24 protein-coding genes are annotated in these 18,544 nt (G+C 67.4%); 16 read left to right on the forward strand and 8 right to left on the reverse strand.

Annotation, left to right across the window (positions count from 1 at the left end):
• The first annotated feature begins 43 nt into the window (after nt 1–43).
• Nucleotides 44–559 carry a DUF421 domain-containing protein gene (locus D4766_RS09735; RefSeq protein WP_120717286.1) on the forward strand — a complete coding sequence of 172 codons (516 nt, stop codon included), beginning with the start codon at nt 44–46 and terminating at the stop codon, nt 557–559.
• Here D4766_RS09735 and D4766_RS09740 read toward each other — a convergent pair.
• Both D4766_RS09740 and D4766_RS13845 read right to left on the reverse strand, forming a co-directional pair.
• Complete coding sequence (locus D4766_RS09740) at nt 556–1,713, reverse strand: M14 family metallopeptidase (protein ID WP_120717287.1); 1,158 nt, start codon at nt 1,711–1,713, stop codon at nt 556–558. The two genes, D4766_RS09735 and D4766_RS09740, sit on opposite strands and share 4 nt — an antisense overlap.
• Nucleotides 1,710–2,318, reverse strand: coding sequence for a DUF4136 domain-containing protein (locus D4766_RS13845; protein ID WP_162935734.1), 609 nt, complete (start codon nt 2,316–2,318; stop codon nt 1,710–1,712). The genes D4766_RS09740 and D4766_RS13845 overlap by 4 nt, the downstream gene beginning before the upstream one ends.
• A gap of 177 nt (nt 2,319–2,495) precedes the next feature.
• Between D4766_RS13845 and ykgO the strand changes: the two genes are divergently transcribed.
• Complete coding sequence (ykgO, locus tag D4766_RS09755) at nt 2,496–2,621, forward strand: type B 50S ribosomal protein L36 (RefSeq protein ID WP_029941846.1); 126 nt, start codon at nt 2,496–2,498, stop codon at nt 2,619–2,621.
• A 69-nt stretch (nt 2,622–2,690) separates the two neighbouring features.
• Nucleotides 2,691–3,326 carry an HAD family hydrolase gene (locus D4766_RS09760; protein WP_120717290.1) on the forward strand — a complete coding sequence of 212 codons (636 nt, stop codon included), beginning with the start codon at nt 2,691–2,693 and terminating at the stop codon, nt 3,324–3,326.
• Between the two features lie 88 nt (nt 3,327–3,414).
• Here the strand turns inward: D4766_RS09760 and D4766_RS09765 are convergent, their stop codons facing one another.
• A complete protein-coding gene (locus tag D4766_RS09765) occupies nt 3,415–3,756 on the reverse strand; it encodes a CC_3452 family protein (protein ID WP_120717291.1) in 342 nt (113 codons plus the stop codon).
• Nucleotides 3,757–3,915: 159 nt separating this feature from the next.
• Here D4766_RS09765 and D4766_RS09770 point away from each other — a divergent pair, with 159 nt between their 5' ends.
• Together D4766_RS09770 and D4766_RS09775 are read left to right on the forward strand one after the other, a co-directional pair.
• Nucleotides 3,916–4,467: a winged helix-turn-helix transcriptional regulator gene (locus tag D4766_RS09770; protein WP_120718162.1), complete on the forward strand. Its 552-nt coding sequence runs from the start codon at nt 3,916–3,918 to the stop codon at nt 4,465–4,467.
• Nucleotides 4,468–4,505: 38 nt separating this feature from the next.
• Nucleotides 4,506–4,775, forward strand: coding sequence for a hypothetical protein (locus tag D4766_RS09775; RefSeq protein WP_234024767.1), 270 nt, complete (start codon nt 4,506–4,508; stop codon nt 4,773–4,775).
• Nucleotides 4,776–4,779: 4 nt separating this feature from the next.
• Here D4766_RS09775 and D4766_RS09780 read toward each other — a convergent pair whose 3' ends face one another.
• Together D4766_RS09780 and D4766_RS09785 are read right to left on the reverse strand one after the other, a co-directional pair.
• Entirely contained in the window at nt 4,780–5,622 is an 843-nt protein-coding gene (locus tag D4766_RS09780; RefSeq protein WP_120717292.1) for a hypothetical protein, read from the reverse strand.
• A 63-nt stretch (nt 5,623–5,685) separates the two neighbouring features.
• A complete protein-coding gene (locus D4766_RS09785; protein WP_120717293.1) occupies nt 5,686–7,194 on the reverse strand; it encodes a YifB family Mg chelatase-like AAA ATPase in 1,509 nt (502 codons plus the stop codon).
• Between the two features lie 97 nt (nt 7,195–7,291).
• Between D4766_RS09785 and D4766_RS09790 the strand changes: the two genes are divergently transcribed.
• The 6 genes from D4766_RS09790 (at nt 7,292) to yihA (ending at nt 11,430) form a co-directional block, all read left to right on the forward strand.
• Nucleotides 7,292–8,008, forward strand: a complete 717-nt coding sequence (locus D4766_RS09790; protein WP_234024768.1) for an alpha/beta hydrolase — start codon at nt 7,292–7,294, stop codon at nt 8,006–8,008.
• Nucleotides 8,009–8,073: 65 nt separating this feature from the next.
• Nucleotides 8,074–8,208, forward strand: coding sequence for a 50S ribosomal protein L34 (gene rpmH / locus D4766_RS09795; RefSeq protein WP_057884309.1), 135 nt, complete (start codon nt 8,074–8,076; stop codon nt 8,206–8,208).
• A gap of 170 nt (nt 8,209–8,378) precedes the next feature.
• Nucleotides 8,379–8,744: a ribonuclease P protein component gene (gene rnpA / locus D4766_RS09800; RefSeq protein WP_120717294.1), complete on the forward strand. Its 366-nt coding sequence runs from the start codon at nt 8,379–8,381 to the stop codon at nt 8,742–8,744.
• On the forward strand, nt 8,741–8,950 hold the full coding sequence (gene yidD, locus D4766_RS09805) for a membrane protein insertion efficiency factor YidD (protein ID WP_120717295.1): 210 nt from the start codon (nt 8,741–8,743) through the stop codon (nt 8,948–8,950). The genes rnpA and yidD overlap by 4 nt, the downstream gene beginning before the upstream one ends.
• Nucleotides 8,951–8,984: 34 nt before the next feature.
• Nucleotides 8,985–10,766 (forward strand): membrane protein insertase YidC, encoded by a 1,782-nt coding sequence (gene yidC / locus D4766_RS09810; RefSeq protein ID WP_120717296.1) that lies wholly within the window; start codon nt 8,985–8,987, stop codon nt 10,764–10,766.
• 10 nt (nt 10,767–10,776) lie between these two features.
• Nucleotides 10,777–11,430, forward strand: a complete 654-nt coding sequence (gene yihA / locus D4766_RS09815; protein ID WP_120717297.1) for a ribosome biogenesis GTP-binding protein YihA/YsxC — start codon at nt 10,777–10,779, stop codon at nt 11,428–11,430.
• 9 nt (nt 11,431–11,439) lie between these two features.
• Here the strand turns inward: yihA and D4766_RS09820 are convergent, their stop codons facing one another.
• Nucleotides 11,440–11,847, reverse strand: a complete 408-nt coding sequence (locus D4766_RS09820; protein WP_120717298.1) for a PilZ domain-containing protein — start codon at nt 11,845–11,847, stop codon at nt 11,440–11,442.
• Nucleotides 11,848–11,954: 107 nt separating this feature from the next.
• Nucleotides 11,955–12,377, reverse strand: coding sequence for a VOC family protein (locus D4766_RS09825; RefSeq protein ID WP_120717299.1), 423 nt, complete (start codon nt 12,375–12,377; stop codon nt 11,955–11,957).
• Nucleotides 12,378–12,479: 102 nt separating this feature from the next.
• Here D4766_RS09825 and D4766_RS09830 point away from each other — a divergent pair, with 102 nt between their 5' ends.
• The 5 genes from D4766_RS09830 to D4766_RS09850 all read left to right on the forward strand — a co-directional run bounded on the left by D4766_RS09830 (nt 12,480) and on the right by D4766_RS09850 (nt 17,877).
• On the forward strand, nt 12,480–13,151 hold the full coding sequence (locus D4766_RS09830; protein ID WP_120717300.1) for a glutathione S-transferase family protein: 672 nt from the start codon (nt 12,480–12,482) through the stop codon (nt 13,149–13,151).
• Nucleotides 13,124–14,011: a S1/P1 nuclease gene (locus tag D4766_RS09835; protein WP_120717301.1), complete on the forward strand. Its 888-nt coding sequence runs from the start codon at nt 13,124–13,126 to the stop codon at nt 14,009–14,011. The genes D4766_RS09830 and D4766_RS09835 overlap by 28 nt, the downstream gene beginning before the upstream one ends.
• Nucleotides 14,008–15,129: a succinyl-diaminopimelate desuccinylase gene (gene dapE / locus D4766_RS09840; protein WP_120717302.1), complete on the forward strand. Its 1,122-nt coding sequence runs from the start codon at nt 14,008–14,010 to the stop codon at nt 15,127–15,129. Before D4766_RS09835 ends, dapE begins: the two co-directional genes overlap by 4 nt.
• A gap of 60 nt (nt 15,130–15,189) precedes the next feature.
• Nucleotides 15,190–16,518, forward strand: coding sequence for a dicarboxylate/amino acid:cation symporter (locus tag D4766_RS09845; protein WP_120717303.1), 1,329 nt, complete (start codon nt 15,190–15,192; stop codon nt 16,516–16,518).
• Between the two features lie 78 nt (nt 16,519–16,596).
• A complete protein-coding gene (locus D4766_RS09850; RefSeq protein WP_120717304.1) occupies nt 16,597–17,877 on the forward strand; it encodes a dicarboxylate/amino acid:cation symporter in 1,281 nt (426 codons plus the stop codon).
• Between the two features lie 7 nt (nt 17,878–17,884).
• Here D4766_RS09850 and nth read toward each other — a convergent pair whose 3' ends face one another.
• Entirely contained in the window at nt 17,885–18,535 is a 651-nt protein-coding gene (gene nth / locus D4766_RS09855) for an endonuclease III (RefSeq protein WP_120717305.1), read from the reverse strand.
• Nucleotides 18,536–18,544: the final 9 nt, after the last annotated feature.

The following is an 18,544-nucleotide window of genomic DNA, read 5'->3' on the forward strand; positions in this document are numbered from 1 at the left end:
ATCGTCAGCAGGGCAATACTGCCCCGCCGAGGGGGAACGCACCATGCTATTCGAAAACGAACTCGCCGATGCACTGGTGCGCGGTGCGCTGCTGGCCGTTGTCGCGCTCGGTTGGGTCGTGCTCTTGGTGCGGGTCGTGGGGCTGCGTTCGTTCTCGAAAATGACGAACTTCGATTTCGTGATGACGGTCGCGATGGGTTCGCTGGTGGCGAGCGCGTCGCAGTCGAGCAGCTGGACCGCCTACGCCCAGTCGCTGGCGGCCATGGCGGGGCTGTTCGCGATCCAGTTCATCGCCGCCCGGCTGCGTATTAATTCGAAGGCGATGCGGGGCGTCTTGGAAAACGAGCCGCTGCTGCTGATGCGCGACGGGGAATTCATCGCATCCGCCCTGGAACAGAGCCGCGTCGCGCGCGGCGATCTCGTGGCCAAGCTGCGCGAGGCGAACGTGCTCGAGCTGAAGGACGTGCGCGCCGCGGTGCTGGAAACCACCGGCGACGTATCGGTCCTGCACGGCGACCGCCTCGAGCCGGTGCTGCTCGAGGGGGTGCGGGGCGTCTAGCCCGCGTCGGGCCCCAGCCATTCGAGCAGCGCGGCGAGACAATCGCGCGCCAGCAGGCGGCAGCGTTCCGGACTCCACCCCTGCGCTTCGTCGGGCAGGTCGTCGTTGTCCTTGAACGGCATTTCCAATGTCATCGAACAGGCGCCGAACCGCTCGGCGAGCTGGTTGGTGCTCATCGAGAGGTTGGCGGTACCGGGCTTCGACACGGCGTAGCCCTTGGCGGTCTGGAAATCGGGCGTGCGGCGTTCGAGAATGCGCTGGTAGCGGTAATACTTGTCGCCCAGTTCGTCGGTCCACGAAGGGATGCCTTCGAACCCGGCGAGGAAGACCGCGGCGATCGCCTCGTCCCCGTGAACGTCCATCGCGAAATCGACGCCGCTTTCGTCCATCGCGTTGCGGATCGCGAGGACCTCGGGCGACTTGTCGGCGGAGGGGCTCTCCCACTCGCGGTTGAGGTTGGTGCCGACCGCGTTCGTACGCAGGTGGCCCCGGCGGCTGCCGTCGGGATTGCAGTTGGGCACGACGTGGAACCGGCAGCGCTGGCGCAGCGCGCGGGCGACGGGGTCGGACGGATCGGTGAGGCAGGCGAGCGCGCCTTCCATCCACCATTCGGCCATCGATTCGCCCGGATGCTGCCGTGCGTAGAGCCAGACCTGCGTGTCGCCCTCGCCGAATTCGAGGCAATCGAGCGATTGCCCGTCGAGCGTGGTGCCGAGCCGGCGATAGTCCACCCCCTCGCTGGCAGCCGCTTCGGCGACGAGATCGTGATGCCGTTCCATCGAATAGGGCGCGAAGTATGCGAACCAGGCGATGTCGCTGGCAGGGGTGTAGGTGATCGTGAGGGTGCCGCCGTCGGCATCCTTGTCGTAAGTCGTGTCGGCACGGCCCCAGAACTCGCGATCCTCGCTGACGCAGGCGCGGTATCCCGGCCAGCCTTCAGGATAGGCCGAGGTGCCGAGATCGACGATCTTCAGCGTCAGTTCGCGGCCCTTCGCTCCCGAAACGCGGAAATGGAACCACTGGCGGAATTCGCTCATGTGGTCGGCCGGGATCGACAGGCGCGTGGCGGCGCCGTCGATTTCGATGACATTGATGTTGCCGCTGTCGAATTCGGCGTCGATCGAGATGCCGAAATTCGGCGTTTGTGCGTTCATCGCGCCGCGATAGTCGCTCCGGAAACGCCTGGGAACCCTGCAAACAGCCTGCCCGCCATTTCACCGGCAAGCCGCCGCGGATCGGCGTCTTTCGAGCCTGCACGCGGTGCCGCTTCGGCGCGGCCCTCCCACGCGCGGACCCCGTTCGCATCCTCGATCGCGACCGCCAGCGTGCTGTCGAGCGCCGCGCTGGAACGGTTGCCGCCGAAGAGGAAACCGAGGCCGAGCCCGAGGTTCACACCGCTACGCCGGCCGTAATATCCGCCGCCGGACCCCACGCCCACACCGACGCTGACACCGCTGCCGGACCGCGCGCGACCGTTCTCGACTTCCACCTGCTCGAGGTTGACCACCGCGACCCTCGGGGCATTGGCCACGACGGTAAAGCCCTGGCGCACGAGCGCCGCGGCGACCGCATCGGTCCACGCCTGCGATTCGAGGCTGCCCGGCTCGAGCCCGGTACCCGCACGAACGGCGATCGGGCCGGGCGCGGCGGCGGCCAGCGATTCGGCGGTGTGGAAACGGGTGACGGCAACTTCGGTAGCGGCAGCGGGCGCGGCGAGCGCGAGTGCGGCGACGGCAGCGAGCGGGAATGCGATTTTCATGGTACGGCCCCTGTGAAAGCGATTGAAACCATAGCGCTTTGTCGATGGCCGTCCGATGAACGCGAGGCGGTATCGCCGCTGCCGTGACCCGTCGCGGCGGGTTGACTTGGCCGGGGCGCATCCCTAGGTGCCGCGCTTCGATTTTGGGACCCGGGATCGCCGGGCATTGGAACAGTCATGAAGATCCGCAACAGCCTCAAGTCGCTCAAGGACCGTCACCGCGATTGCCGCGTGATCCGTCGCCGCGGGCGCACTTACGTCATCAACAAGACCAACCGCCGCTTCAAGGCCCGCCAGGGCTGATGCACGCGCCGCGGTTCGTCCGCGGCTGGTCGGTACCGGAAGCCCCCGCCGAAACGGGGGCTTTTTGTCGTGCCTGACGCCGATCCGCAAACCGCGACCGGCGATGTCGAGGCGGTCGTATTCGACATCGGCCGCGTGCTGATCCAGTGGGATCTGCGCGCACTGTTCGGAAAGCTGATCGCCGATCCCAAACGGCTCGACTGGTTCCTTGCCAACGTCGTGACCGAAAAGTGGCATTTCCAGCACGACGCGGGCCGGCCGCTGGGCGAGATGGTGCCCGAGCTGAAGGCGCTCCATCCCGATTGGGACGCCGAGATCGAGGCCTACGCCACCCGCTTCCTCGAGACGATCCCGGGTCCGGTGCCGGGCTCTGCGGAGCTGGTCGAGCGCCTCGACGCGCGCGGCGTGCCGCTTTACGCGATCACCAACTTCGGCGCGGAATTCTGGGCGCAGTTCCGCCCCACCTTGCCGGTGCTCGATCGTATGCGCGACATCGTGGTGTCGGGCGACGAGAAGCTCGCCAAGCCCGGTGCCGCCATCTTCGAGCTTGCTGCCGAACGCTTCGGCCATGAACCAGGAACCATGCTCTTCATCGACGACAACGCCGACAACGTCGCCGCCGCGCGCGCATTGGGTTGGCAGGTGCATCATTTTCGCGACGCCGCCCTGCTCGAAGCCGACTTGGCGGCTCGCGGCCTGATCTGAGCGGCAAAGAAAAACCCCCGGCATCGCTGCCGGGGGCGTTCGAGGCTGCCACCTGTCGGGTCGGAGAGGACAGGGTGGTCTGGAAATCTCAGCGGTTGCAGCGCGCCAGGTCTTCGGCGGCGAGCGCCTTGCCGTCGGCGACGAAGTTCGAAATTTGGCCGACTTCCTTGGCAAGACGGGCGCAGACGATCGCCGGGCGGCTCGTGCCGCGCGAGGCGACGCATGCGGTGTCGGTGCAGGTCCAGACCTGTCCGCTCGCGATGGGGCGGGTCTTTTCGACCGGCGCGGTCAGTTCCGCGCGATAGTATGGGCCATCGGACCCAGCAGCGTAAGCGGGAGAGGGATCAATGGCGGTGCCGATGGTCAGCGCCGTCCAGGCGAGCGCGACCACGGCTGCGGCGGGGCGACCGCCGCGAAGCGAGAGAGGCATCGTGTTTTCCTTTTCGTATGGCCAAGCCGGCTTCAAAGGAATACCGGTTGCGAATCGATACCTAATCAAACCGATTTTAAGTTGCAACAGAAAACCTAGTTTCGCGTTTCAGTGGCGTTGCAGTTCGGTTACAAGGCGAAAACGAAAGAGGGATTTCCGATGGGTCTGCGCGAACCGCTGAACGAAATGACCGCCTGCGGCCTGCCCGAGGCTCTCGAAGTCATGGGCGAACGGTGGAGCTTCATGATCCTGCGCGCCAGTTTCAACGGGCTGTACCATTTCGAGGAGTTCCTGAGCGAACTCGGCATTGCGCGGAACATCCTGTCGAACCGGCTGGCCAAGCTGGTCCAGCACGGCATTCTCGACCGGCAACCGTGTGCCGACGACCGCCGCCGCATCGAATATCGCCTGACCGCGAAGGGGATGGACCTGCTCCCCGCCATGGTCGCACTGCGCCAGTGGGGCCAGAAATACGGCGGCGGCGATGTGGTCGAAAACCCCGTCCTTGCCGACGAGCAGGACCGGCTGGGTATCGGGCCCATCGCCATCGTGTCGCACGACGGCCGTGTCCTGGGGCCGAAGGACCTTCTGTTCGTCGATCGGGCCGATCTCGGCAAGCGGGCCGACGGCACCGTGGCCGCTCCTGCCGACGGCTTCGACCGGGTCCGGGACGACGACGCATCGGCCCTGCGGGTCGCCGCCGTCCGCTGAGCGGCGCTCCGCTCTCTCCCGACAAGCGCTACATCGTCGTGCGCGGCCGTCTCTGGCGGGCGGCCAATCCCGGCCTTTCGCGGGAGGACCGAGACCGTCTTGTCGCCGACCTGATGGCCGCCCGCCGTGCGGTACGCGATGCCAAGGACGATGAGGAAGCCATGAAGGCCGCCCGTGCCGCCGTGCACGCAGCGAAGGTGGCGCTGGGCGAGCGTGGCCCGGTCTGGTGGACCGACGGGGCGCCCGACTACAACCGGCACATGGCCCGAAACACGCCCTACGCCGACTGGGCCGCTGGGGTCGAATGATCCGTTAAGGCGCCCGGCGCGCTTCGTAGGTGATGCGGATGCGCACCCATTCGCCGACGAGCGACTTTCCGCCCTTTACCGGAGGGCGGACCTGGAACTGCCAGGCCGCTGCCAGCACCGCGCGCCCGAGTGTTCCGGGATCGGGATACTCGTCGAGGAGGTAGCAGTCCTCCACCCGCCACGCGGGCGCGGTGCGGCAGTTGATCGTCGCCCACCCGGGCTGGTCGACGGTGGACAGGTAGCCGCGCAGATCCTGCTGGCTCGGCTCGCGGTACCAGCGGGCGGCATAGACCGGCTCGCCGCGAGGCCCGCTGCCGACAATCTGCGAATCTCCCGACGACGATGCGCGAGACCCGCCCGCGGGGCCGCTGACATCGTCGCGCAAACGGGCCGCGATCCGGCCGGGTACGGCGGCAGCCGGCGCTGCCGGAGTACTGGTTGCGACGGGCAGGGTCGCCGCGGGCGTGGGCATGGGCCGAGGGGCGGGGACCGGCACCGGCAGCGCGGAAGGCTGGCGCTCCACCGGGGGACGGGGCGGCTGTTGCACCGGATCGAGCGGCGAGGGCCGCGTTTCGCGTTCGGGCTGCGGCTCGACTTCCGGCGCCGGCGGCGTGTCCGGCGCGAAGGTCACGCTCGTCAGGCTCTCGGCGCCCTCGCGCGAACCGGTTATGCCCTGCCCCAGCGTGAGCAGCAGGAGGAGCAGGAAGCTTTCCAGCGCCAATGCCAGCGCCATTCCCACGAACCGCCGGCGCACCTCCGGCCACCGCGCGTCGAACGCGGCGAAGATGCCGCGCGGGCGATCGCCGTCCGGATCGTACGCGGCGTGAGGGGGGAAGTCGGTGGTCATGGGGCGGATGGTCCAAACCCCAATGCCGGATGCAGGCGCCCGGCACCAGTGCCGCGTCGCCCGTCAGGCGCGCGGAGCGCTGCGGCGATAGCTCAGGGCCTCGGCGACATGGATCCGGCCGACCGTCTCCGCCCCCGACAGATCGGCGATCGTGCGCGCGACCCGGCGGATGCGGGTATAGCCGCGCGCCGATAGCCTCATCGCCTCGGCCGCCTGCATCAGCAGCTTCGCTCCCGGCTCGTCGGGCGCGGCGAAGCGCTCCAGCGGCTCGCCGTCGAGTTCGGCATTGGTGCGCGCACCGGTTTCGGCGGCGCGGGCGGTCTGGACGGCGCGTGCGGCGGCGACCCGGGCGGCGACTTCGGCGCTGCCTTCGGCGGGCGGGGGCAGCGCGAGGTCCATGGCGCTCACCGGGTCAACCTCCACATGGAGATCGATACGGTCGAGCATCGGGCCTGACACCTTGCTTTGGTAGTCGGCGGCACAGCGCGGCGCGCGGCTGCATGCGAGCGCCGGGTCGCCGAGGTGGCCGCATCGGCACGGGTTCATCGCGGCGACCATCTGGACGCGCGCGGGAAAGCTGACGTGCGCGTTGGCGCGGGCGACGTCGACCTTGCCGGTCTCGAGCGGCTGGCGCAGCGAATCGAGCACCGCGCGCTGGAATTCGGGCAGTTCGTCGAGAAACAGGACGCCGAGATGCGCGAGGCTGACTTCGCCCGGCTTCACCTTCAGCCCGCCGCCGGTAAGCGCGGCCATGCTGGCCGAATGGTGAGGCGCGCGGAACGGGCGGACGCGGCTGATCCGGCCGCCTTCGAGCGTGCCTGCGACCGAGGCGACCATGCTGGTCTCCAGCGCCTCGGCCGGAGTGAGCGGCGGAAGAATGCCCGGTAGGCAACTTGCCAGCAGCGACTTGCCCGCACCCGGAGGGCCGATCATCAGCAGGTTGTGCCCGCCGGCCGCCGCGATCTCGAGCGCGCGCTTGGCGGTTTCCTGGCCCTTCACTTGGCGCAGGTCCGGACCGAAGCCGGGCTCCTCCACCTCGCCGGGAAGCGGATCGGGCAGCCGCTGCGTGCCTTTCAGATGGTTGAGCAGGCTGACGAGATCGGGCGCGGCGATCACCGGCACGCCGCTCGCCCAGCGGGCTTCCGACCCCTGGCTGGCAGGGCAGATCAGGCCCGCCTCCTGCTCGCTGGCATGGATCGCCGCGAGCAGGACGCCGGGCGAAGCCGCGATGCGGCCGTCGAGTGCCAGCTCGCCCACCGCGATCCAGTCGCCGAGCTGCTCGGCATCGGTCACGCCCATCGCCGCCAGCAGGGCGAGCGCGATGGGCAGGTCGTAGTGGCTGCCCTCCTTGGGCAGGTCGGCTGGCGACAGGTTGATCGTGATCCGCTTGGGCGGCAGGCTGAGGCCCATCGCGGCGAGCGCGGCGTGGACCCGTTCGCGGCTTTCGGCCACCGCCTTGTCGGGCAGGCCGACGACATTGAAGCGCGGCATGCCGGCGGCGACCTGGCATTGCACCTCGACGCTGCGCGCCTCCAGCCCGAGATAGGCCACCGTCCGGACCAGTGCGACCACCGAAACCCCCTGAATTGCCGGCGCGTTCTGGCGGGCAAAGCGGGGATGGTCAACGCAATCGCAAGTATAGCGCTTCGCCTTTTCGCAAGGGCGCCGGATGCATTTCGTGGCCATGCGTTCGCTTGCCGCCCCGTTCCTTGCACTCGTTGCTCTCATTGCCGCTCCGGCACAGGCGCAGCGCCATGTGACGGTGATCGTCGCCGAATGGGTGGAGGCGGAAGGGGCCGGGCGCTTCGTCGCGGGCCGCGGCCCCGCACTGCCGGAAGGCGAAGCCTTCGGACCGTTCAGGGTGATCGGCGACGACCGGGCCGCGCTCGTCGATGCGACCGATGCCGCCAGCCCCCGCCAGTTCGCCGCGATGCTGGCCCGGCACCCCGGTATCGCGACGATCGAAATGGTCGAGTGCCCCGGAACCGACGACGATACCGCGAACCTTGCGCTCGGTCGGATGATTCGCGAACGCGGCATCGCGACCCATGTGCCGGCCGGTGGCTCGGTACGCTCGGGCGCGGTCGAGCTGTTCCTGGCCGGCGCGACCCGCCGCATCGACGACGGGGCGGAGTTCGCCGTTCATTCATGGCGCGATTCGGACGGCCGCGAGGCTGGCGATTTCGACGTCGATGCCGCGCCCAACCGGGCCTACATCGAATACTATCGCGAGATGGGGCTCGCCGATGCGCAGGCGTTTTACGCTATGACTAACTCGGTCCCCAACGAGGGCGCGCGCTGGCTCACCGCGGCCGAGATGCGCGAATGGATCGGTTCGAAGGCACCGAGCATCGCTTACCTTGACTTGGGGGCGGGCTTCCCATAGTGGCGCGCCCCTGACGGCGGTCCTCGCGGGCTGCCCCTTTTGCATTCTTAGATACCGAGGATCCGATGAAGCGGACTTTCCAGCCCAGCAATCTCGTGCGCGCCCGTCGCCACGGTTTCTTCGCGCGCAAGGCGACCCCGGGCGGTCGCAAGGTCCTGCGCGCCCGCCGCGCTCGCGGCCGCAAGAAGCTCTGCGCCTAACCTTCTGGCGCCTCGGGCGCCGGCGGCTGCCTCTGCGGTGTTTGGCATCGGCCTAACCAGCCGACGCCCCTTCGGGCTCCCTCGTCGGGAGCCCGTTTTCGTGCCCGGCGTCAAAGCCTCGCATCGGCGGCCCTTCCATCGGGTGTATTAGTCGCCTATATCGCCTTTGCATGACCGTTTCCACCATCCGCAAGCGGCCCGATTTCCTCGCGGCGAATCGCGGGCTCCGCGTGGCACGGCCCGGGTTCGTCCTGCTCGCGCAGCCCAACGGCGGGCGCGGCAAGCGGTTCGGCATCACCGTGACCAAGAAGATCGGCAACGCGGTCGTGCGCAACCGGATGAAGCGGCGCTTTCGCGAACTGCTGCGCGCGGCACTGCCCGGCGAAGGACTACCCGATACCGACCACGTGCTTATCGGCCGCGAAGGCGGGGTTGGGCGCGATTTCGCGAAGATGCGCGCCGAACTCGCCGAAGCGCTCGCGCGCGCGGCCGCCGGCGAGGGCGATCCGCCCCGCCGCCGCAGGCCCGCCCGGTGAAGCAAATCCTCATCCTCGTCGCTCGCGCATGGCAATTGGGCCCCAGCCGCATCCTGCCTCCGTCATGCCGCTATGCCCCATCCTGTTCCGCCTATGCGATCGAGGCGCTGGAGAAGCACGGGGCAATCAAGGGTGGATGGATCGCGGCGAAGCGTATAATGCGCTGCCACCCCTGGGGCGGGCACGGCTACGATCCGGTGCCCTGACGACATACCCCAACAGGATACGGGAACGCCTTTCTTGGACAACCAGCGCAATCTTCTCCTCGCCGTGGTGCTGTGCGGCTTGCTCCTCTTCGGGTGGGATTTCGCCATGCAGCGGATTTATCCGCAGCCGGTCGAGGAAGTTCGCCGCGATACCGCGACAGCTCCGGTGGCGACCACCGCTGACGGGAAGAAGGTGGTCCGCACTCGCGAGGGCGGACTGACCGATCCGGCGATGGTGGCGCTCGAGAAGCGCGACCTCGCCACCGTTCTGAAAAGCCCCGAGCGGGTGCGCATCGATGCACCCGAACTGGCAGGATCAATCGACCTCGTCGGCGCGCGGATCGACGACCTGACGCTGAAGACCCACCGCGAAACGGTCGACAAGTCGTCCGGCCCGGTGCGTCTGTTCAGCCCGGCGGGAACTCCGGCGCAGCACTTCGCGCAGTTCGGCTGGGTGGGCGAGGGCGTGAAGGTTCCGACCGCGCAGACCGTGTGGCAGGCGACCGGCGGACCGCTCGCCCCCGGCACGCCGGTCACCCTGCGCTGGGCCAACGGTTCGGGCCAGGTCTTCACGATCGAACTGTCGATCGACAGCGAATACATGATCACGGCCAAGCAGACGGTCGCCAACGCATCGGGCCGGCCCGTCGTCGTGCGCCCGTTCGCCACCGTCAGCCGCACCAGCGCGACGGCAAGCGCCAGCACCTTTACACTGCATTCGGGCCCCATCGGCTATTTCGGCGACGGGGTCGATTTCGGCACCGACTACGACGACGTCGCCGAAACAGGGCGGGTGACGCCCGAGGGCCGCGCCCGTTGGCTGGGCTTCACCGACATCTATTGGCTGTCGGCAATCATTCCGCAGTCTCGCACGCGGGTTGACGCGGATTTTCGGTCTATGGGCGGCGATCTGGTTCGTGCGGACGCTATCTACGACCCTGTGACCGTTCCGAACGGCCGACAGATTTCCCGCACCACACAACTCTTCGCAGGCGCCAAGGATGCCGACGTGCTGGGCGGTTACGAGGCCGCCGGCGTACCGGGGTTCCAGAACGCGATCGACTGGGGCTGGTTCGGCGTCATCGAGAAGCCGATCCACTGGCTGCTCGCCAAGCTCTATGATCTCGTCGGCAACTTCGGCCTCGCGATCATCCTCCTCACGTTCGTCGTGCGCGGGGCGATGTTCCCCATCGCGCAGAAACAGTTCGCCAGCATGGCGGCAATGCGGGCGATCCAGCCCAAGATGAAGGCGCTGCAGGACCGCTACAAGGACGACCGGCAGAAACAGCAGCAGGAGATCATGGCGCTCTACAAGAGCGAGGGCGTGAACCCGCTCGCGGGCTGCCTGCCGATCCTGCTGCAGATCCCAATCTTCTTCGGCTTGTACAAGGTGCTGATGATCTCGATCGACATGCGCCACAAGCCGTTCGCGCTGTGGATCAACGACCTGTCGGCGCCCGATCCGCTGCATATCCTCAACCTGTTCGGCCTGCTGCCGTTCACGCCTCCCAGTTTTCTGGCGATCGGTCCGCTGGCGGTCCTGCTCGGTATCTCGATGTGGCTGACGTTCCGCCTCAATCCGCCGGCGTCGGACCCGATCCAGGCAAAGATGTTCGCGATCATGCCGTGGATCCTGATGTTCGTGATGGCCCCCTTCGCGGCCGGCCTGCTGATCTACTGGATCACCTCGAACCTGCTGACGCTGGCGCAGCAGAGCTACCTCTATTCCAAGCATCCGCAGCTGCGCGCGCAGGCGATCAAGGACAAGGAAGACAAGGAACGCGCCGCCGCCGGCGAGGCGAAGGCCGCCAAGTGAGCGCGGCGAAATGAGCGAGGTCGATCAGGCCGAGCGGGAGGAACTCGCCGAACGCGCCCGCAAGCTGTTGACCGGCCGCGTCGAGTTCCTGCTGTCGGCGCCCCAGCTCAAGTTCCTGCCCGAGCCCGAGGTGCCCGAGATCGCGTTTGCCGGACGGTCGAACGTGGGCAAAAGCTCGCTCCTCAACGCCCTCACCAATCGCAAGAGCCTGGCGCGCGCCTCGGTCACGCCGGGGCGTACGCAGGAACTGAACTTCTTCGACGTCGGCGAGCCGCTCGCCATCCGGCTGGTGGACATGCCCGGCTACGGTTTCGCCAAGGCGCCGGTGAAGGTCGTCGAACGGTGGAAGATGCTGGTGCGCGATTTCCTGCGCGGGCGGGCGGTGCTGAAACGAACGCTGGTGCTGATCGACAGCCGCCACGGGCCCAAGGACGTCGATCGCGAGATGATGAAGATGCTCGACGAGGCGGCCGTCGGCTACCGGCTGGTCCTGACCAAGGCCGACAAGATCAAGGCGAGCGAGCTCGCCGCGGTGACGGCCGCGACCGAGGCCGAAGCGCGCAAGCACGTTGCCGCCTATCCCGAAATCAGCGTGACTTCGAGCGAGAAGGGCATGGGTATCGCCGAACTGCGCGCCGCGGTGCTCGCCGACGCCGAAAGCTGAGTTCGGCGCTCAGTAGTCGCCCCGTCCGTGCGTCCAAGCATGGGCAAGCCGGTGATAGCGGTCTCCCCCTTCCCGCGCCATCCGGTCGGCGAAATCGAGGGTCGCGCGCATGCAGGCGGCATCCAGCCGGTCGGCGAAATGCATGCCGCAGCGGTCTTCGGTCTGCCACACGATCTCGCCGTAGATTTCGAAGCCGAGCCACGACAGCCGACCCGCGATAAGGCGGCGCGGGCGCATCAGGCGAAAGCATGCACCCGTCGCCGAGATATCCTCGATATGGGCGCGAATGTCGGCTTCGGAATCGAGGAATCGCGCGCTGATGTCGACCGGATGACGTGTCGAGCGGCGGCGTCCGACGAGCTCGTCAAGAGACGGCCTGAGTTCCGGCGCCGCCTGTTGCGGAGTGGTTGCGAGCATGGATGCGACCCCATTTTGCGGTGATTGCCCTTCGAATGCGTAAGGGTTTCTCCGTGTTCCCCAACCATCGGATTATGAAGGTTTATTTCGGGTAAACGCGACCGGGCTCAGGTGGCGAACAGGGCGTCGAGACTGGCGAAGGCCTTCATCTCGATCGCATTGCCGCTGGGGTCGCGAAAGAACATCGTGCGCTGTTCGCCCGGTTCGCCAGCAAAGCGGGTGTAGGGCTCGATTTCGAAATGCGTTCCGGCAGCGCGCATCCGTTCCGCAAGCGCGCCAAAGTCCTCGAGCGTCAGGACAACGCCGAAATGCGGTACAGGTACGCCATGCCCGTCGACATGGTTGACCGCCGCATCCCCGTTGTGCGCGGTCGGCGCGAGGTGCGCGACGATCTGGTGGCCCATGAAGTCGAAGTCGATCCATTCGTCGCTGCTCCGCCCTTCCGCACAGCCGAGGACGCCGCCGTAGAAGGCGCGCGCTTCGGCAAGGTCGCGGACGGGGAAGGCGAGGTGGAACGGGCGCAGCGTCATCGCTCCTGACTAGCGCCGCGGCGCCCGCGCGCAAGGCGTTCAGCCTCGACACCCGCCCGGTGAATGCCTAGGGCGCCCGGAGGCGGGCAACAGGGTAGCCAGATGAAGCTGATCGTCGGCAACAGGAATTATTCGAGCTGGTCGCTGCGAGGGTGGCTCGCGTGCAAGCAGTCGGGCCTCTCGTTCGAGGAACTGACCGTTCCGCTCTACGGCGACGAGTGGGACGAGATGAAGCGCGACATGGGCGAGATCCAGCCCAGCCACGGCAAGGTGCCGATCCTGTGGGACGGCGACACGGTGATTTGGGACAGCCTCGCCATCCTCGAGTATCTCGCCGACCGGGTCGGGCGCGACCGTTTCTGGCCGAAGGACGACACGCCCCGCGGCATGGCCCGGGCGATGGTCGCGGAAATGCATTCCGGTTACCTGCCGCTGCGCCGCCAATGCCCGATGAACGTGCGCATGCGCCACGAAGGGGTCCGGATCGGCGACGATGCGAAGGCCGACATCGTACGCATCCTCCAGCTCTGGGCCGAGGCCCGCGCCCGGTTCGGGCGAGGCGGGCCGTTCCTGTTCGGCACGTTCGGCGCGGCCGACATCTTCTACGCCCCGGTCGTCAGCCGCTTCCTCACTTACGGAATCGGCGTGCCCGGTTTCGCGCAGGCCTATATGGAGGCCATGTGGGAACACGAATGGATGCAGGCATGGATCGCGGCCGCCGAGAACGAGCAATGGGTAATCGAACAATGGGACAGCGTACCGGCGGCCGGCTGATCGGCATCTTCGCCGCAGCGCTCGCGCTGCTGCAGCCGGGGTCCGCGGCTGCGTGGGGTTACTACGGGCACCAGACGACCGCGAACATCGCCATGGCGAACGTCTCGCCGCGGACGCGCGCAGGCATCGCCCGGCTGCTCGCGCAGAGCCGCGAACTCGGGACACCCGATTGCCCGGTTACGACGCTGGCGCAGGCGGCCACCTGGCCCGATTGCATCCGCCGCGATCCGTGGCGCTGGGCCTATACCTTTCCCTGGCACTACCAGACCGAACCGATCGCCCAGCCCTACGACGCGCGCAAAAACTGCAGCAGCGGTGCGTGCGTTTCGGCGCAGGTCGAACGCAACCAGCGCATCCTTGCCGACGAGAGCCTGCCTGCCAGCGTGCGGGTGGAAGCGCTGGCGTTCATGGTGCACTTCGCGGGCGACATCCATATGCCACTCCATTCGGGCGACAACGACGACAAGGGTGGCAACGACGTCGTCACGCAGTACGGCATCGTTCCGGGCCTGAACCTCCATTCGATCTGGGACGGCGCGCTCGCCGAACGCGCGATCACGTCGGCGACCCCTCCGCTGGTACGCCGCTACACCGCAGCCGAGCGGGCGGCACTGGCCGGCGGCGGGCCGGCCGACTGGGGCCGGGAGAGCCACGACCTGGCGAAGAACTTCGTCTATCCCAACGCCTTCGGCAGCGCGCCCCCCTCGGACAGCGCCACGCTGACGCAGGAAGCCATCGTGGCCGCGGTTCCCATCGCGGCACGGCGCATCCAGCAGGCCGGCATCCGCATCGCCGACTACCTCGATATCGCCTTTGCGCCGGGCCCGCTGCCGCAGCCCGATCGCGGTGACCGCCGGTGAGCCGCGCCCTCGATCACGCCGAAGCGCTGATCGCCTGCCCCAGCGTCACGCCGGCGCGGGGGCTGGTGTTCGACGCGCTGGAGCGGATTCTCGCCCCGCTCGGTTTCGAGATCGACCGGTTCCTGGCGGGCGAGGGGGCCGCCGCGGTCGAGAACCTGTTTGCTATCCGGCGCGGCCCGCCGCGCGCGCGGCACTTCGCGTTCGCCGGGCATCTCGATGTCGTCCCGCCGGGGGAAGGCTGGGCCAGCGCGCCATTCCTGCCCGAACGGCGCGGCGACCTGCTCTATGGTCGCGGGGCGGTCGACATGAAGGGCGCGATCGCGGCCATGGCCGCGGCGGCGGAAAACCTACCCGCGGACGCCGGTACGCTGAGCTTTGTCATCACCGGCGACGAAGAAGGGCCCGCGCTCCACGGCACCCGCGCGCTGATCGAGCGGATGAAGGAGCGCGGAGACATCCCCGACCTGATCCTCGTCGGCGAACCCACCTCGGTGAACCGGCTCGGCGACATGGCCAAGATCGGGCGGCGCGGGTCGGTCAACATCTGGCTGACGGTGGAGGGGACGCAAGGTCACGTCGCCTACCCGCACCTCGCCGACAATCCGATCACCAAACTGGTCGCGATGCTCGCGGAACTGAAGGCACTTCACCTCGACGGGGGGACCGACTGGTTCCAGCCTTCGAACCTGGAGGTGACCGATCTCGAGGTTGGCAACCCGGCGCACAACGTCATCCCGGCCAGGGCGAGTGCGCGAATCTCCATCCGGTTCAACGACACGCACACCGGAGCCGCGCTGGTGGCCAAAGTGGACGCCATCGCCGAAAAGCACGGCGGGAGCGCCCGCGCAGTCGTCAGCGGCGAGGCTTTCCTCACCCCGCCCGGCGACTTTTCCGCGATAATCGCGGACGCCGTGCGGGCCGAAACCAATGTGTCGCCGGAGCTGTCGACCACGGGCGGCACGAGCGATGCGCGCTTCCTCAAGGACATCGCCCCGGTCATCGAGTTCGGCCTCGTCAATGCGACGATGCACAAGACCGACGAGGCGGTGGCCATAGCCGACCTCGATACCCTGGCGCGCATTTATGCACGGATTGCTCGCGCCGCGCTGCAAGCCTGATTGCCGCGCCCCCGGGCCGCTGATAATCGGCGCAATCGAAATAGCGGGGAGGGACCCACGATGGACCGCAAGCTGACGCTCTGGATTCTCGTCGGCATGGTGCTGGGCGTGATCGTGGGACAGGTGCTCAACGTAACGCTTGCGCCCGAGGTGGTGACCGAAAGCGTCGCCCCGTGGCTCAAGCTGCTGAGCGACATCTTCCTCAACCTCATCAAGATGCTGGTCGCGCCGCTCGTGCTGTCCACCATCGTCGTGGGCATCGCCAACATGGGCGACAGCAGCGCGCTGGGCCGCATCGGCGTGCGCAGCCTGACATGGTTCATCACCGCCAGCCTGATTTCGATCGGGCTCGGATTGCTGATGGTCAACATCTTCCAGCCCGGCGTCGGCGCGCCGATCCCCGACGTGGCCGAAGCGACCGCCGCGCTGGGCGAAGTCAAGGAATTGAAGGCGACCGAGTTCATCCTGTCGATCTTCCCCAAGAACGCCTTCGAGGCGCTAGCCACGAACAACATCCTGCAGATCCTCGTCTTCTCGATCTTCGCGGGCGTTGCATTGTCCGCCATCGGCAAGCGGGGCGAAGCGCTCGTACGCGGCGCCGATGCGCTGGCCGAAATGATGCTGCAGGTGACCGGCTACGTCATGCGCTACGCGCCCATCGCGGTGTTCGCCGCGCTCGCCAATGTCGTGGCGAAGAGCGGGCTCGGCATCCTCGGCACCTATGTCGAACTGCTGCTCGAGTTCTACTTCAGCTTGGCGATCCTGTGGATCATCCTTCTCGGCATCGGCGCGGTCTTCCTCGGTAGCCGGATCTGGACGCTGATCCGCTACATCCGCCAGCCTATGATGATCGCGTTCTCCACCGCGTCGAGCGAGGCGGCGCTGCCCAAGCTGTTCGAACAGCTCGATCGGTTCGGCGTGCCCCGGCGTATCTCGGGCTTTATGCTGCCGCTCGGCTACAGCTTCAATCTCGACGGCAGCATGATGTACATGAGCTTCGCGACGATCTTCATCGCGCAGGCTTACGGGATCGACCTCAGTATCGGCACGCAGATCATGATCCTGCTGACGCTGATGATCTCGTCAAAGGGCATCGCCGCCGTGCCGCGCGCCAGCCTCGTCGTCATCACCGGCACGCTGGCGATGTTCGGCCTGCCGGTGGAAGGTGTGGCGATCATCCTGGCGATCGACCAGTTCCTCGACATGGGTCGCACTGCGACGAACGTCGTCGGCAACGCGGTGGCGACGTCGGTGATCACGAAGTGGGAGGGGATGCTCGAGGTCGAGGAACCCGAGTTCGTCCCCCATCCCGAAGCGCCGGCGCACACCGCCGCCGACGGCAAGCGCGGCCTCGATCTCGACCCGTCGAACTTCGAAAAGCCCGCCTGACGGTGGCCATCGGCGGCCCGGGCCGCTAGCCTCCCCCTCGAAAGTCCGCGCGGCAGGCGCGACGAGGGGAGCTGGCGCGTGCGTTTCTGGTTCGGGATTCCGTTGTGGCAGCGGGTCATCGGGGCGCTGATCCTCGGCGGGCTGACCGGCTACATCTGGGGTCCGGGTGCCGAGAGCGTCAAGATCGTCGGCGACGTGTTCATCGACTTCATCAAGATGCTGATCGTGCCGCTGATCTTCTTCAGCGTGGTCTCCGGCGTCGCTTCCATCGGCAATCTCGGGCGGCTCGGCAGTGTAGGCTGGCGGGCGATTCTGCTGTTCGTCGCCACCGGACAGGTGGCGGTGATCCTCGGGCTGACGCTCGGCACTCTGGTGCAACCCGGCATCGGGGTGGACGCCTCGGGCCTCCAGATGGGCGACATCCCCGAACCCGCCGCGTTCGACTGGCGCGCGATGCTTCGCAGCATGATCCCGGTGAGCCCGGTGGGCGTCATGGCCGACGTCCAGGTGCTGCCGCTGATCGTTTTCAGCCTGCTGGTCGGCGTCGGCATCCTGCTCGCTCGCGGCGACGTGCCCGACGACGACGAAGCCGAGACCGACAGCGGCGTCCATGGCGCGGCCATGATCGCGCGGGCGTTCGATGGCGGCGCGCTGATCTTCCAGAAGATCACGATCCTGGTGATGGAACTGACCCCGTTCGGCGTCTTCGCGCTGATGGCATGGGTCGTCGGCACGCTCGGCATCCCTGCGGTGGTCGCGCTCGGGAAGCTGGTGGCGCTGAACTACGCCGGGTGCTTCCTCATCATCGGGGTGATGTACGTCGGCATCCTCGCGGCCGCGGCGAAGGTATCGGTAGCGGGTTTCTTCCGCGGCATGATCGACGCGATCGCGGTCGCCTATTCCACCGCCAGTTCGTCGGCGACCTTGCCGGTCACCCTGCGCTGCACCCAGCGCAATCTCGGGGTCAGCAAGCCGACGTCCAGCTTCGTCGTGTCGCTGGGTTCCACCATCAACATGGACGGGACGGCGATGTACCTCGGCCTCGTCACGCTGTTCGGCGCGCAGCTGTTCGGGGTGGACCTGTCCTGGGCGGACTATTTCACCATCGCGCTGCTGGCGACGATCGGCTCGATCGGCGCTGCGGGGATCCCTGGCGGCGGGCTGGTGATGATGGGCGCGGTATTTACCGCGGTGGGCGTGCCGCTGGAGACGATAGCCTTCGTCGCCGGGGTGGATCGGATCATGGACATGATGCGCACCGCCACCAACGTGACCGGCGACGCCACCGTGACTGTCACCACCGCCAGCATGCTGGGCGAACTCGACAAGCGCGAACTGGCGAGCGCCCACGACGTCTAGCGCCCCGCTAGCGATTGCGGGGCTTCTCCAGCACTTTCTTGCGATAGCTGCACAGGTCCACCACCGGGCACCGCCAGCACTCGGGTGTGCGTGCCTTGCACACGTAGCGGCCGTGGAGGATCAGCCAGTGGTGCGCGCCTAGTCGGAAGGGGGCGGGGACGCGGCGTTCCAGCTTGGCCTCGACCGCTTCGGGCGTCTTGCCCTTGGCAAGGCCGGTGCGATTGCCGACACGAAAGATGTGCGTGTCGACCGCGAAGGCTTCCTGCCCGAACCAGCAGTTGAGCACGACGTTGGCGGTCTTGCGCCCGACGCCCGGCAAGCGGACGAGGTCGTCGCGGGTACCGGGTACATCGCCGCCGAATTCGTCGACCAGCAGCCGGCTCAAGGCGATGACGTTCTTCGCCTTCGAATTGAACAGGCCGATCGTCTTGATGTGGTCCTTGAGCCCTTCCTCGCCGAGGTCGAGCATCTGCTGCGGCGTTTCCACCTTCGCAAACAATGCCCGGGTCGCCTTGTTGACGCCGACGTCGGTCGCCTGCGCCGACAGCGCGACGGCGACCACCAACTGGTAGGCGTTGCCGTATTCGAGTTCGGTTTCGGGGGCGGGGTTGTCTTCGGCAAGGCGACGGAAGAACTCAAAAATCTGGTCCTTCGTCATGGCAACGGC

This window comes from Tsuneonella amylolytica, assembly GCF_003626915.1.
GTDB lineage: Bacteria > Pseudomonadota > Alphaproteobacteria > Sphingomonadales > Sphingomonadaceae > Tsuneonella > Tsuneonella amylolytica.